This window comes from Micromonospora sp. DT81.3, from assembly GCF_049847225.1.
GTDB lineage: Bacteria > Actinomycetota > Actinomycetes > Actinomycetales > Microbacteriaceae > Microbacterium.
The window spans coordinates 515,575-529,132 of the sequence record NZ_JBNCNY010000001.1; the positions used below are offsets into that span (position 1 = coordinate 515,575).

Below are 13,558 nucleotides of genomic sequence, written 5' to 3' on the forward strand. Positions count from 1 at the left end.
TCGACACCTGCGCGCGCGTCACCCTTCGTCGGAGAAGACGCCCACCAGCTCGCCGTCGAGGACGAAGAGCAGGGCGCTGCCCTGTGCGACACGGTCACGGAGGGCCGACGGCGTCGTGGCGTCGACGTCCAGCTGCACCGTGGCGGGGAACCCGCCGGCGCGGCATCCGTAGTACACCGGCCCGTTGATCGAGGGTGAATCCGGATCGATGTCCTGTGTGGCCACGACGGTCAGGCACTCGCCGGTTCCATTGCTGAACACGCCCCCATCGGTTCGAACGATCGTCAGGCCGTAGAACTCGAAAACGACGGTCTCCACTCCCAAGCCGAAGAAGTCGCCCGGCAGGTCGACACCGGGCTCGGCACGCAGCGTGGCGATCTGGCGAGCGTCCGGGTCGCGCGAAACAGGCGTGATGGAGGCGACCGCGAAGGTCACGGCGGCCGCGACGGCGGCCGCCACCACCACCGATATCGCCCAAACGGCGGCGATCCGGCGGGAGAGGCGGCGCGATCGAGGAGCGGGTGTCTCGGGAGCCTCCGGAGACCCGCGAAGGGGATCTTCCGCGGCGGAGGCGATCGGCTCGACAGGCGCTGCCGGTGCCTGAGTGGTCACCCGCGCAGGCTCAGCACCGCCACCGGCCGCGTCCGGCGGGGACTCGCTACCCGCGCGAGCGAGTTCCTCCAGCGCTCGAAGCCGCTCCAGCGCAGCGGGATCGTTGCCGATGTCAGCCGATGGGCCGTACGCGCGAGCGCGCAGCATGCGGAGTTCGTCATCGCTCCCGAGGTCCATCGCAAGCATCGTCGCACACATCGGCTCATTCGAAGGAGGTGCGCCGTTCCGGGCCCTCAACTCACCTCGCGGGGCAAGATTCGGCCGCCGCCCTGTCGATTTTCGGATCCTTCGTTCGACGCACTGGGTGAGGCGGTGGTCCGCGACGCAGCCGCATCTCCACGACCGACACGCTCGTCGCCTTCACTCTCCGGGAGCCGAAATGAACCTGAAACTGGAGCTCGTACCTGTACCGGTCACCGATATCGATCGCGCCATCCGCTTCTACAACGAACAGGTGGGTTTCGTTCTCGACGTCGACCACGTTCCAGCGGACGGCGTTCGGTTCGTTCAATTCACACCTGTCGGCTCCGCCTGCTCGATCGTGCTCAGTCACGGCGTACCGGCGCTCGACAGGATGGCGCCGGGGAGCGTGCACGGCCTGCACCTGGTCGTCGACGACATCGAGGCCGCCCGCACCGAGCTCCGTGATCGGGGTGTCGACGTCGCCGAGATCATCGATGTCGGCGGTGGAGTGAGGTTTGCGGAGTTCGCGGATCCCGACGGCAACACCCTGCTGCTGCAGGAGATGGCATGGCGCACGGGCGAGAACTTCTGAGTGTGCACCCCCGCCCCGCCAGGCGGGACCGCCTCGACCGGAGTCGTGTGCGCAGGCGGAGTGGGTATCGCTGGGCGCGGCCGAGGAGTACCGTCTGCGGCAGGTGGGATCGTCGTTGCAGCCGATCTTCTGGGGAACGCCGGGGTGCTGTGCTGTGACGCTGTGCGTCCGCCGATTTCCTCGCATTGAAGGGCACCATCATGTTCCGTAAACTCAGCCCGCTGGTCGCCACGCTCCTCGTCGGCGGTCTCCTCCTCGCGGGGGCAGCCCCCGCTCATGCGGAGGTGGTCGAGCGGTACAGCCTCGACTACTCCGAAAGCGGTGTCGTCGACGACTTCTGCGGCGCGGGGCTGCAGGTCGCCTACACCTACGAGCAGACAGGATCCGGCTCGGTGAAGCTGCGCGGCCAGGACGGTCCGTTCTGGTTCCACGAGAAGGCGAGTGTCACCCGGACGTTCACCTACGACGGGATGACCGTGACTGATATCGAGCCGAACACGGTCGTGAAGGACCACAAGATCATCGACAACGGCGACGGGACGCTCAGCGTCACGGTGCTGTACGCCGGAGGCGGGCGGCTCGTCGGAAGCGACGGAAAGATCCTCGCGAAGGGCGACGGCCAGATCCGGATGCTCCTCATCATCGACATCGCCACGGACGAGATCCTCAGCGAAGAGTTGATCTTCGGCTCGACGGGCACCAACGACGACTACTGCGAGGCGATGCTCGCTCACTGGGGCGTCTGACTCGCTCCCCGCTTCCGGGCCCAGCACGATCCGTCCAAGCCTTGGCCGCAATCAGCCGTTCGACTTCACGCCACCACGGCCAGCGAATCGGGCCGGAGGAAGTAGACGAGAATTGGCCCCTTCTTGGTGCGCCTTCTGGTTCGATCGTTCGTTTGTCGATCCGAGCGAGGCGAACACCATCCTCACGAGGCCAAGCTCTCAGACAGGTGCTTCGAGCGGGGCGCACCTTTCGCTTCGCCGCGCGCGGGGGTACATTCGCGGTGTGGCGGCGGGCGCCTGCCCTCTCCCTCGGCGTAGCCGAGATGGTGAAGCCCCGTACGTTCTGATGGTGATCGACACGACGATTCGGCCGGCGATCCCGGGTAATGGAGAGGCCTTCGGAGACTTCGCCGGCGGAAGAGTGAGTTGTCATGACCATCGAGACAGATCCCAAATCCATGGCTTCCCGCTTGCGTGCGCGGCTTGCCGAAGACGGAACGGGAATCTCGCACAGCCGGGCGCTCGATCTCGTCGCCGCACAACTCGGGTATCGGGATTGGAACACCCTCGCGGCAGCGCGCAATGCCCCACCGCACCCGATCACGGTGCCGATTCTGCGCACCTTCCCGGGCGAGGAGGCGCGGCGCTTCTACGTCACCTTCCTCGGCTTCACGGTGGACTGGGAGCACCGCTTCGAGGACGGGATGCCGCTGTATCAGCAGGTTTCTCGCGACGGTTGCGTCCTGCACCTGAGCGAGCACCACGGTGATGCCACTCCCGGCTCCGCGGTCCGGATCGAGATCTCTGACGTCCGACGACTCCAGCGTGAGCTCGCCCAGAGTGCGGTGTACCCGTTGCGGATCGGCTTGGACAGCGAATCGTGGGGCGACGATCTCACGGTTCCCGACCCGTTCGGCAACCGGCTGACCTTTCATACACCGCGCCCGACGCCGGACAACGGGAATCGGTGACACGAGCGTCATCGCCGCCCCCCGTTCGCTGAGAGGTCGGTGGAGAACCTGCGCAGTTCGCGCACGAACAGTGCGCGGTCGTAGCGGTGCACGACATGATTCGCGCGCGACCGCACGACACGGGTCTGCGGAGCCAGTTCCTGCACGTGGCGAACGTCGTCGTCATCGAGTGCGCCGACCAGGCCATACGGCTCGAGTCGCATCCACCGGGCGTGCATCAGCAGGATCGGCGCGGCGACGGAGCGCAGCGCCTCGGCGTGCGAGAAGTCGCCGTACATCCGTCCGTCGACGAAGGCTCGCGCGAAGTCGGGGTCGAACATCGACAGCGACCGGAACAGATCGCCGAATGAAGCGGGCGCCCACCACGCCGAGAAGCCGGAGGGTTCGCCGGGATGCGCGTTCTCCCACCGACGCACACCGCGGTCGATGAGGTCGACCGCCCAGCCCGGTAAGCGTTTGGTGCGACGCGGGGACACCGGCAGCTCCTGCCCGCGGAAGTAATCGGCGAGCCGGCGGTCCGGTCGCTCGAGTACCTCGACCGCGTGCACGAGACCGCGGTAGACGAACCGGTCGCGGTCGCGGAATCGCGGCCACTCGACAGAGAAGACCGGCGCATCCTCCAGCACCAGCCCGGCCACGGCATCCGGCGCGTTCGCGGCAAGCCACAATCCCAGCACGCCGCCGGAGGAGTTGCCGCTGATGATCGCAGGGCGCTCGACCACCGTCTCGAGGAGCCGCCGCAGCTGAGCACCGACGAGGTCCCACGTATAGCGCCCGGGCGTCCAGGTGGAGGCGCCGTGCCCGGTCACGTCGATCGCGAACACCTGGAAGCTGTCGCTGAGCTCGGCCGCGACGCGCTCGTACGTGCGCCACGTGCCCATCTGAGCGGGAATCAGCACGAGCGGCGGGCCGTTCGCTTGCCCGCGGACGTAGGAAAGACCAACGCCGTCGCCCACATGCGCGATGGACTGCTCGAATCCGCGGTGCTGCAGCCGACCAGGCAACGGCTCGAGTCGGCCTTCGAATGGATTGCTCATGGGGTTCGTCCTCTCGGCGGGCGGGCAACGGCGCGCGCCTGCGGCGGCGATCACGACGAACCGTGTTGCCGCTGGATGGAACAGCAGCCTCGTGCGGAGCCGTTCACGATCACTCTAAGAAGGTGAGTCCGCGCTCAGCCAGCTCTTCACGCAGGATGCGAATCGCATCCCCGTGCCGTGAGCAACCCCCGCGCCCGGCCGTCGGAGTCAGGTCGCGTCCGTCCGGAGCAGACGCCACGTTCCGGCTGCCAAGGCTGCGACAGACCAGGCGATGAGCACGATCGACGACGAGCTGGCCGTCATCCGTGTGTCGCCCGGCCCTTCGCCGAGCAGGAAGAAGAACGCGCCCGATCCTGGCAGCCCCCCGATCACGTGGACCATCCAATCCAGGGGGAACGCCTGCAGAATCAGGGGCAGCACCAGCATCAGCGCGAACACGCTCGTCAGCGCGGCGGCGGTATTGCGTGTCGCGAGGCCCAGCCCGACGGCGAGCAGACCGCCCGTCGCGTAGACGAGGGTCGCCCCAGCGAGGGCAGCGGCCCCCTCTGCCGACCAGAACGTGAGTTGGGGGGCGAAGACCCAGATCACCAGGCTCGCCGCTGTCATGAGCACGAGGCCGAGGCAGGCGGCGGTCAGGACGAGGATGCCGGCTCTGGCGGCCACGACAATGGCTCGCTGGGGCGTCCACTGAAGGGTCGGAATGATGCTCTTGGTCGCGTGATCGGCTGTCGCCGCAACGGTAGTGAGCACGAGGATGGCGAAGAGCCCGAGCAGTCCGAAGATGCCGGCCAGCCTCCAGGGCGATCCCCCTGCGGGGGCCGACGCACCCTGGGATACGCCGACGAAGACGGACAGTCCGATCACTCCCGCCGCCGCCCCGAGAACGAACAGCCACGATGAGCGCACCGACCACAGCCGTGTCCACTCGGCCCCGGCGTTTCTACCGAGGATCCCCGTGGCGCTCACGAACGCGCTCCGCGCGTATCGGTCGATGGCGCGTCGTCTCCATGGAACTCCACGGCGTCTTCGGTGAGACGGAGGTAGGCGTCCTCGAGCGAATGGTGCACCTGGGACAGGTGACGCACCGGCAGATTCAGCCTGTGCGTCAGGGCACCCACCTCCGAAGCATCCAGACCGACGATCTCCACTTCTTCCGCTCCCGTACGTATGAACTCGACGGCGCGCTGTCTCAGAGCGACGATGAGCGGTTCCGGCGCCTGCGTCTGCACCCGCACTCGCCGGACACCGAGGGAGCTCAACAGCTCGCCGAGCGGGGCATCGGCGAGAAGGCGGCCACGGCCGATGATGACGATGTGGTCGGCGATCTGCTGCAGCTCGCTCATCAGATGGCTCGAGACCAAGACCGTTCGACCTTCCGCGGCGAGACCGTGCATGAGGCTCCGGATCCACATCACGCCATCGATGTCCAATCCGTTCACCGGCTCGTCGAACACGAGGACACCCGGGTCGCCGAGAAGCGCGGAGGCGATGCCGAGCCGCTGCCTCATGCCCAAGGAGTAGCCCTTGATGCGCCGCCGTGACGCCTCGCCCAGGCCGACCTGCTCGATCACTTCGTCGACACGCGCGCCCGGCAAGCCATTCGAGCGGGCCGCGATGCGCAGATGCGCACGACCGGTGCGTCCGGGATGCATCGCCTCGGCATCCAGCAGCGCTCCGACTTCGCGAAGCGGCTGCCGGATCCGCCGGTAAGGGTGACCGCCGATCAGCGCCTCCCCCGCCGTGGGCCGGTCAAGGCCTGTCATGACGCGCAAGGTCGTGGACTTCCCGGCGCCGTTGGGGCCGAGAAAGCCGGTGACACGGCCTGGGTCCACATCGAACGAGAGATCGTCGACGGCGACCACCTTCCCGTAGGTCTTCGTCAGACCGTGAACCCGGATCACTGATGCACCCGCGAACCCGGGAAGAAGATCGCCCGTCGCGACGCGGTATACAAGCGCTGGGTCATCCAGTACCCTCCTGATCGTTAGACAGCAGGAATCTATCGATAAACACTAGGAATAACAAGTAAGCCGTTGGATGACGATGACTTGGATCGGGAAGCCCGATGATCGTCGCCGCGGTGCGGCGGACGACCACGGTGCGCTGACCGCGCGGGGCTCCTATGATGTCGGCGTGGAGACGCTGAGAGCCGATGTCGTGCAGGACATCCGCTTCGCACGCTCCGCCGACGGCGTGGGGATCGCGTACGCCGTGCATGGCTCCGGACCTCCGCTTCTCATCGATGCGTGCTGGCTCAGTCATCTGCAGTTCGACTGGGAGAGTCCGGTCTGGCGCCATTACCTGGTCGAACTCGGCAAGATCGCGACCGTCATCCGGTACGACGAACGCGGCCACGGTCTGTCGGATCGCAACGTCACCGACCACAGCCTCGAGGCCCGGGTCGCCGACCTGGAGGCGGTCGTCGAGGACGCCGGACTCGACCGGTTCGCCCTTATGGCCATGGCACAGGGCGGTCCGGTCGCGATCGAATACGCCGCGCGGCATCCCGATCGCCTCACCCGCCTGGTGTTCTACGGCAGCTATGCGGGCGCGCAAGCGGGATCGAGCGAAGAAGAGCTGGAGCTCCTGGCCGCGTTCGAGGCCCTCATCCGGGTCGGGTGGGCTCGCCCGACATCCGAGTTCCGTCGCGTGTTCAGCAGCATGATGATTCCGGGAGGCACCGAGGAGCAGATGCGCTGGCTCGATGACCTCCAGAGGATGGCGTGCGACACCGAGACCGCGGTGATCGCGAGGTCGCAGCGTCAGATCTGCGACTCGACCTGGCGCCTGCCCGAGATCACCGCGCCGACCCTGGTCATCCACAGCCGCGGCGACCAGATGAACGAGTTCCATCACGCGCGGGATCTGGCGGCCGGCATCCGTGGCGCACGCCTGGTGGGGCTCGACAGCAACAACCACATCGTGCTCGCCGACGAGCCGGCTTGGCCGGCGTTCCTTCGCGAGATCACTGATTTCCTCGAGCCCGATCGCCAGGCCGCGCCGGGCATCATCGCCGACGACGTCGCCGCCCTGGTGTCGCCGCGGGAACTCGACATCCTCCGGCTCGCGGCCGCCGGGTATGACAACGACGCCATCGCGGCCGAGCTGTTCCTATCGGTGCGCACCGTCGAGCGACACCTGCAGAATGCCTACGCCAAGCTCGGGCTGAGCGGCCGCACGGCCCGCACCGCCGCGGTCGCTCGCCTGCTGTCGAGCGCGTAACGCCTACGCGTCAGCCGCCAACGGCCCTCCGGCCGAGGGGGTTCGTTACGCGTCGGCGCCGATGTGGCGAGGTGTGCCTGATTCCTACCGTGGTGACATGAGCAACCACACAGGAGGAACCCAGATGTCAACCTTTACCAGCACCACCCGGTCCCTGACGGCAACGCCGGAGGATCGGGCACTCAAGGCGAAGCACGCGGCGATGTGGGCGAGCGGAAGCTACCCCACCGTCGTCGACGAGGTCGTCCATACCCTCGGCGGCATCCTCGTCGAGACCATCGACGTGCACGCCGGTCAGCGCGTCCTCGACGTCGCCGCCGGCACCGGAACGTCGGCGATCCCGTCGGCCCGACGCGGAGCCGAAGTGGTCGCGACCGACCTCACACCGGAGCTGCTCGAAGTCGGGCGCGCCGCGGCGGACGCCGAGGGGCTCGCCCTGACATGGCAGACCGCGGATGCGGAGGCGCTGCCATACAGCGACGAAGCGTTCGACGTCGTTCTGTCGAGCATCGGCGTGATGTTCGCCCCGCACCACGAGCTGGCTGCGGCCGAGCTCATCCGCGTGTGCCGCCCCGGCGGAACGATCGGCGTCCTCAGCTGGACCCCCAACGGGTTCATCGGGCAGCTGTTCACCACCATGAAGCCTTTCGCGCCGCCGCCCCCGCCCGGAGCCTCTCCGGCGCCGCTGTGGGGCAGCGTCGAGCACGTCCGCGATCTGTTCGGCGACCGCGTCGAGGAGTTCGTGGCTCGCCAGCAGGCCCTCGTGGTCGATCGATTCACGAGCGGCGCGGAGTTCCGCGACTTCATGAAGGCCAATTACGGCCCCACGATCGCGGTGTACCGCTTCATCGCGGACGACGCGGAGAAGGTGGCCGCGCTCGACGCGGAGATGGCGGCACTCGGGGACAGGTTCCTCGACGGCGGCGTCATGCCGTGGGAGTACCTCATCGTCACCGCGAAGCGTCGCTAGGAGGAGTCATGCATCCGCTGATGTTCATCGACCTCGTGCCCGACAGCCACCAGGTGAGTCGTGACGCCGCCCAACGTCACGCGATCCTGAGCGCCCGCAGGGCCGGCGGCTACCCCCGTCGTCCGGCTCCGGGACGCTGGCGGCTCTTCCCGCAGAGCTGAAATATACGAGCCCCGCGGCTCCCGGTCTTCCGGGAGCCGCGGGGTTCTCGCTAGGCTCGCGACGCGACGTCGGCGGGCCTCATCCACCCTCACGACATCGCTGGACGTCTTGAACGCAGAACCTCGGAGGAATGAGATGGAACCCACGACGGTCCTGGCCTTCGCACTCGCCGCCACGGTCGCGATCGCGATCCCGGGGCCGACCGTCCTCCTGGCTCTGGCGAACGGCTCCCGGTACGGCGTGGGCCGGGCGACCTTCGGGATGCTGGGCGCCGTCGCTTCGGATGTCATCCTGGTCGTCGCTGTCGGCGTCGGCCTCGGGGCGCTGCTCCTCGCCAGCGAAGTCGCCTTCTCCATCGTCAAGTGGGTGGGTGTCGCCTACCTCGCATTCTTAGGCATCCGCATGATGCTGTCCAAGGGTTCCCTCCTGCATGGCGACCCCGCGGCAGATCCGCGCGGCGCGCGCACGGCGGTCTTCGTCAAGAGCTTCCTGGTCTCGGTCACGAACCCGAAGGGGTACCTGTTCGTCGGCGCGCTGCTGCCGCAGTTCATCGCTCCGGCAGCGGCGCCGATCCCGCAGTACATCGTGATCGGCATCGTGTTCTGTGCGCTCGATTTCACCATCATGTTCGCCTACGCCCTTCTCGGCTCACAGGCGATTCGCCTGCTGAGACAACGCGGAGCAATCTGGATCGAACGGGTCTGCGGCGGCGTCCTGCTCGCTCTGGCGTTCTGGCTCGCGTCGTCCCGCCGCGCCGTCACCTGACCTTGGGCTTCGGTCGCCGCGGAGTGGTGGTCGGCCGGGACAGCGATCGCGGCCGGCTCCGACTACGCGGGTCGGCTCGGACCGTACAGCCTCGCAATGTCCTTTGCGTTGCGCCAGCCCTCGTAGGCGGGAAGCTGCGGCCAGCCGTCGGGCGAGTCCTGCCACTCCTCCTGGCGCCCGTATGGCAGCAGGTCGATGAGGGGGAAGGTGTGCGTGAGCTGCTCGGTCCCGCGTCCGTTCGTGTGCCAGGTGCGGTAGACCCTGTCGCCGTCGCGCAGAAACACATTGACGGCGAACCCTCCGCCCGGAGGGGCGTCGACGTCTGCGCCGAACGAACTGCCCGCCGTAGAGTACCACTCCATCCGATTCCCGACCTTGTGGCGGTATGCCAGGGCCTCGCCGATCTCGCCCTGGGTGACGATCACGAATCGGGCGTCGTACGGTTCGAGGAAGTCCAGCCGGGTGAACTGTGCGGTGAAGCCCGTGCAACCGGGGCACTGCCAGTCCTTACCGGGCGACCACATGTGGTGGTACGTGATCAGCTGCCTCTTGCCCTGGAACAGATCGACGAGCCGGACCGGGCCGTCCTCGCTCTGTAGCACGTAGTCCGGCAGCTCGACCATCGGCAGTCGTCGTCGCTGAGCGGCGATCGCGTCGAGCTCGCGCGTGGCCGCCTTCTCGCGAACACGCAGTTCATCCAGCCGGCGGCGCCACTCGGCGGCATCGGTGATGGGGGGAAGCGCCGTGGTGGTCGTTGCATCCATCGGCTCGCCTTTCTATCCGGTGTCGGCCCGCCGCGCGCGGGTGACACATGTGTACGGTGTCCACATGCTATGTTGACAGGGTACACATTCACCACGGTGAGTCAAGGGGAACGATGGATCCGGCTCGTTCGACCTACCACCACGGCAACCTCAGGTCGGCGCTGATCGACGCCGCGCTCGACCTGACGCGCGTGGCCGGATCACGAGGCCTCGTGCTGCGCGACGTCACTCGTGCGGTGGGCGTTTCGCCGAACGCCGCCTACCGGCACTTCGCCGATCGCGAGAGCCTGCGTGCCGCCGTGGCGACGCGCATCCAAGACGAGATGGTCGAGCGGATGCTGGCGCTGCAGCCCCCGGCCCGATCCGGGATGTCGGAGGCCCGCGCCCGACTGACCGCTGTGGGCCTCGGATACATCGCGTTCGCCCTCGCCGAACCGGGCTGGTTCGACGTCGCTTTCGGGGGCCCCGACGCCTTCGGCGCGGCATCCGCCGCACTGAACGACGCGACGATCGACCATCCGGTGCCGAACGGTGCGGCAACGGGCGACGCGGGCGCGGTACCCGCGCCGCTCGCCTTCCTGATCGAGGCCCTGGACGCGCTGGTCGACTCGGGCGAATTGGCGCCCGCGGCGCGCCCGGGCGCGGAGTGGCCCTGTTGGTCGGCCGTCCACGGCTTCGCGCTGCTCGCGCTGTACGGCCCGCTGCGTCAGCGCTCGCCCGAGGACATCGAGGCCGCCGCCCAGCGGACGGTCGAGGCAGCGATCACCGGCATCCTGAGCTAAGGCGTCCACCATGGTCGCAGCGGCAGGTCGCCGGCACCATGGTCCCGCGTGGCCGCCAGCACTTGATGCAGCTCGATCCCGCCCGACTCGAAGGCCAGTCGCGATCCGGCCATGTACAGACCCCACACCTTGGCGGCGGGAAGCCCGACCTCGGCGACGGCGTCGTCCCAGTGCTCGACGAGGTTGGCGCACCAGTCGCGCAGCGTCATCGCGTAGTGCGGGCGCAGGTTCTCCTCGTGCAGCACCTCCAGCCCCGCGTCCTGGGCTTCGCTGATGATGCGCCCCGAGCCGGTGAGCTCCCCGTCGGGGAACACGTAGCGATCGATGAATCCGCGGGCCGACGGTTCGGTGCGGTTGTCCGATCGCGTGATGCAGTGATTGAGCAGCAGCCCACCTGGTCGCAGCCGCGACGCGAGGAAGCGGAAGTAGGACGGATAGTTCCGAACCCCGATGTGCTCGAGCAGTCCGATCGATGACACCGCGTCGAAGTTGCGCTCGGCGATGTCGCGGTAATCCCCGAACCGCACCTCGGCCATTCCCGACAGCCCCTGCTCGGCGATGGCCCTCTGAGCCCAGGCCGACTGCTCCCGGGAGAGCGTCACGCCGGTGGCCTTCACGCCGCGGCGGGCCGCGTAGCGCACCATGCCGCCCCAGCCGCACCCCACGTCGAGCAGCCGGTCGCCCGGCTTCAGTCGCAGCTTCTCGAAGACCAGGCGGTACTTGTTCTCCTGCGCCTCATCGAGCGTTGCGTCGCGGTGGGGATAGCACGCGCAGGTATAGGTCATCGACGGCCCGAGCACCCACTCGTAGAAGTCGTTCGAGACGTCGTAATGGTGGTGGATGGCTTCGGCGTCGCGTGAGCGGCTGTGCCGGAGTCCTCCGGCGATACGGCGCCAGCGCGGCGGCACCTCCTGCGGTGGCGGTGCGATCGGCCGCAGGTGCTCGACGCCGATGGAGCGGACGATCTGCGCCATCACCCGCGCCGGCGGCCGGGCGAATTCGAGGCTCTCGGCGAGCGCCTTCAGCAGTTCGTAGGGATCACCGGGGTGGACACCGCGAATGTCGAGGTCACCGGCGATGTACGCGCGAGCCAGACCCAGGTCGCCGAAGCCGGTGGCGAGATAGGTCGTGCCGCGCGGCGTCTTCAGGTCCAGCCCGAACGGCGCGTCGGGCGGTCCGGCTGAACTTCCGTCGTAGGCGGTGATCCGCAGCGGCAGGCGACTGCCGACGAAGATCTCCAGGACCTCGGCGAGGCTGAGCCTTCCCTCCTTCGCGCCCGCTCCCCCGGCATCCGCGGGTTCTGTCGCGCCCAGGACCGCTTCGGCATCCGTCGTGTTCTCGTCGTACGTCGTCATCGTCGCTCCACCGCCTTGGCATACAGGTCGAGCAGTCGGAAGTCGGGGTCGTACCGCTCCTTCACCGTCCGGTAGGTGTCGCCGCCATACAGTTCGTCGAACTCATCCCGGGCGTAGAAGGCTTCCGAGTACAGCGATTTGTGCCCGTCGAACTCGCTGACCCGGCGCTCGATCATCCGGTTCGTCTCTCCCTCGGTCGCACCCACCGGCACGGTCGACCAGAAGCCGACGTTCACGTACGTCTCGTGCGGACGGATCGGGTAGAGGGGCCAGCTGTCGTCGTCGCGCAGCCGGAGCGGGCACAGCCAGACCGGCTCGATGGGGACGTTGGCGAGGAACCAGTCGAGGAATTCCGTGCAGCGCCCGATCGGCACCTCGACGTCCTGGATCACCCGCTCACGTGGGGGGCGGCCGTGCAGCTTCTCGAGGCGATCCCCGATGTCGAACCGCCGTTCGAGCTTCATGAGCTTCCAGTAGGAGCTGCTGCGCAGGTGCCGCCGTGGCCAGAAGCGACGCACGACCGGATGCTGGGCGCCGAACGCCCCCGAACACCAGAACCAGTCGGTGTCCCAGCGCCACAGATAGTCGGCGATGGTGAGCCGGTCCTCCTTGACGCGGTTGTCGTGCTGGATGGACCGGTAGTAGATCTGCCGGCCCGTGTAGTCGCTGACGGGGCCGGATGCCGCGGTCTGCACGCCCACGCACAGATAGCTCTCCTGCGGGCTGAACACCACGCCGTCGAGGTAGTCGACGGGAACGCCGTCGAGGCGACCGGTTTCGACGATGCCCTCCATCGCCGCCACCAGGTCCGGGAGCGCGTGGAATCGCAGGTGGGTCAGCGCGACAAACGGCTGGACGGGCTCGAGCTCGATGCGCAGCCGCACGGCGTAGCCGAGCGTCCCATACGAATTGGGGAAGGCGCGATACAGGTCCGTGTGCTCGACGGGCGACGCGGTGACCAGCTCCCCCGCACCGGTGAGGATGTCCATCTCCCGCACGGACTCGTGCGGGAGCCCGTTGCGGAACGACGTCGACTCGATGCCCAGGCCGGTGACGGCGCCGCCGAGCGTGATGGTCTTGAGCTGCGGCACCACCAGAGGGGCCAACCCGAAGGGCAGGGTCGCGGCCACGAGGTCTTCGTAGGTGCACATGCCGGCCACGTCGGCGGTCCGAGTCGCCGCATCGACGGCGACGACCTCGGTCAGACCGGACGTGTCGAGGCCGCGGGCGTCGGGCGCGGCACGTGCCCGGAAGAGATTCGAGCTGCGCTTCGCCAGCCGGACGGAGCTGCTCGCGGGCACGGCGCGATAGCTCTCCAGCAGGCGCTCCACGCCTGCCGCGTGAGCTGTCCGTGCATCGATCGCGGGAGCGGACACACTGACACGGTAGTCCGCGGACGTCGCCAGTTGAAGGGTCCT

At 68.0% G+C, this 13,558-nt stretch carries 15 protein-coding genes; 8 read left to right on the forward strand and 7 right to left on the reverse strand.

The features are described from left to right. Nucleotides 1-18: 18 nt before the first annotated feature. Nucleotides 19-810 carry a hypothetical protein gene (locus ACPW96_RS02425; protein WP_425881891.1) on the reverse strand — a complete coding sequence of 264 codons (792 nt, stop codon included), beginning with the start codon at nt 808-810 and terminating at the stop codon, nt 19-21. Between the two features lie 181 nt (nt 811-991). Between ACPW96_RS02425 and ACPW96_RS02430 the strand changes: the two genes are divergently transcribed. From ACPW96_RS02430 to ACPW96_RS02440, 3 genes are all read left to right on the forward strand, one after another. Beyond that, on the forward strand, nt 992-1,387 hold the full coding sequence (locus ACPW96_RS02430; protein WP_425819518.1) for a VOC family protein: 396 nt from the start codon (nt 992-994) through the stop codon (nt 1,385-1,387). Between the two features lie 200 nt (nt 1,388-1,587). Then, nucleotides 1,588-2,133 (forward strand): hypothetical protein, encoded by a 546-nt coding sequence (locus ACPW96_RS02435; protein WP_425881892.1) that lies wholly within the window; start codon nt 1,588-1,590, stop codon nt 2,131-2,133. A 410-nt stretch (nt 2,134-2,543) separates the two neighbouring features. Continuing rightward, nucleotides 2,544-3,083, forward strand: a complete 540-nt coding sequence (locus ACPW96_RS02440; protein ID WP_425881893.1) for a glyoxalase superfamily protein — start codon at nt 2,544-2,546, stop codon at nt 3,081-3,083. Nucleotides 3,084-3,091: 8 nt separating this feature from the next. On the opposite strand, the gene ACPW96_RS02445 is transcribed toward ACPW96_RS02440, so the two are convergent. The 3 genes from ACPW96_RS02445 to ACPW96_RS02455 all read right to left on the reverse strand — a co-directional run bounded on the left by ACPW96_RS02445 (nt 3,092) and on the right by ACPW96_RS02455 (nt 6,021). Continuing rightward, on the reverse strand, nt 3,092-4,120 hold the full coding sequence (locus tag ACPW96_RS02445) for an alpha/beta fold hydrolase (protein ID WP_425881894.1): 1,029 nt from the start codon (nt 4,118-4,120) through the stop codon (nt 3,092-3,094). A gap of 207 nt (nt 4,121-4,327) precedes the next feature. Beyond that, nucleotides 4,328-5,086: a hypothetical protein gene (locus ACPW96_RS02450; protein ID WP_425881895.1), complete on the reverse strand. Its 759-nt coding sequence runs from the start codon at nt 5,084-5,086 to the stop codon at nt 4,328-4,330. Further along, nucleotides 5,083-6,021, reverse strand: a complete 939-nt coding sequence (locus ACPW96_RS02455) for an ABC transporter ATP-binding protein (RefSeq protein ID WP_425881896.1) — start codon at nt 6,019-6,021, stop codon at nt 5,083-5,085. Before ACPW96_RS02455 ends, ACPW96_RS02450 begins: the two co-directional genes overlap by 4 nt. 232 nt (nt 6,022-6,253) lie before the next feature. On the opposite strand from ACPW96_RS02455, the gene ACPW96_RS02460 reads away from it, so the two are divergent. From ACPW96_RS02460 to ACPW96_RS02475, 4 genes are all read left to right on the forward strand, one after another. Further along, the gene (locus ACPW96_RS02460; RefSeq protein ID WP_425819505.1) at nt 6,254-7,342 is read left to right on the forward strand and encodes an alpha/beta fold hydrolase; all 1,089 of its coding nucleotides are present in this window, start codon (nt 6,254-6,256) and stop codon (nt 7,340-7,342) included. Nucleotides 7,343-7,466: 124 nt separating this feature from the next. Continuing rightward, nucleotides 7,467-8,312: a class I SAM-dependent methyltransferase gene (locus tag ACPW96_RS02465; protein WP_425881897.1), complete on the forward strand. Its 846-nt coding sequence runs from the start codon at nt 7,467-7,469 to the stop codon at nt 8,310-8,312. Between the two features lie 8 nt (nt 8,313-8,320). Next, nucleotides 8,321-8,473, forward strand: a complete 153-nt coding sequence (locus tag ACPW96_RS02470; RefSeq protein ID WP_425819503.1) for a hypothetical protein — start codon at nt 8,321-8,323, stop codon at nt 8,471-8,473. 136 nt (nt 8,474-8,609) lie between these two features. Then, nucleotides 8,610-9,239, forward strand: coding sequence for a LysE family translocator (locus ACPW96_RS02475; protein ID WP_425819501.1), 630 nt, complete (start codon nt 8,610-8,612; stop codon nt 9,237-9,239). A 62-nt stretch (nt 9,240-9,301) separates the two neighbouring features. On the opposite strand, the gene ACPW96_RS02480 is transcribed toward ACPW96_RS02475, so the two are convergent. Further along, complete coding sequence (locus ACPW96_RS02480) at nt 9,302-10,003, reverse strand: DUF899 domain-containing protein (protein WP_425819499.1); 702 nt, start codon at nt 10,001-10,003, stop codon at nt 9,302-9,304. A 113-nt stretch (nt 10,004-10,116) separates the two neighbouring features. Between ACPW96_RS02480 and ACPW96_RS02485 the strand changes: the two genes are divergently transcribed. Continuing rightward, nucleotides 10,117-10,785, forward strand: coding sequence for a TetR/AcrR family transcriptional regulator (locus ACPW96_RS02485; RefSeq protein ID WP_425819497.1), 669 nt, complete (start codon nt 10,117-10,119; stop codon nt 10,783-10,785). Here the strand turns inward: ACPW96_RS02485 and ACPW96_RS02490 are convergent. Together ACPW96_RS02490 and ACPW96_RS02495 are read right to left on the reverse strand one after the other, a co-directional pair. Then, the gene (locus ACPW96_RS02490; protein ID WP_425819495.1) at nt 10,782-12,140 is read right to left on the reverse strand and encodes a class I SAM-dependent methyltransferase; all 1,359 of its coding nucleotides are present in this window, start codon (nt 12,138-12,140) and stop codon (nt 10,782-10,784) included. The genes ACPW96_RS02485 and ACPW96_RS02490 overlap by 4 nt on opposite strands. Further along, nucleotides 12,137-13,501 carry an FAD-binding oxidoreductase gene (locus ACPW96_RS02495; RefSeq protein ID WP_425882134.1) on the reverse strand — a complete coding sequence of 455 codons (1,365 nt, stop codon included), beginning with the start codon at nt 13,499-13,501 and terminating at the stop codon, nt 12,137-12,139. Before ACPW96_RS02495 ends, ACPW96_RS02490 begins: the two co-directional genes overlap by 4 nt. Nucleotides 13,502-13,558: the final 57 nt, after the last annotated feature.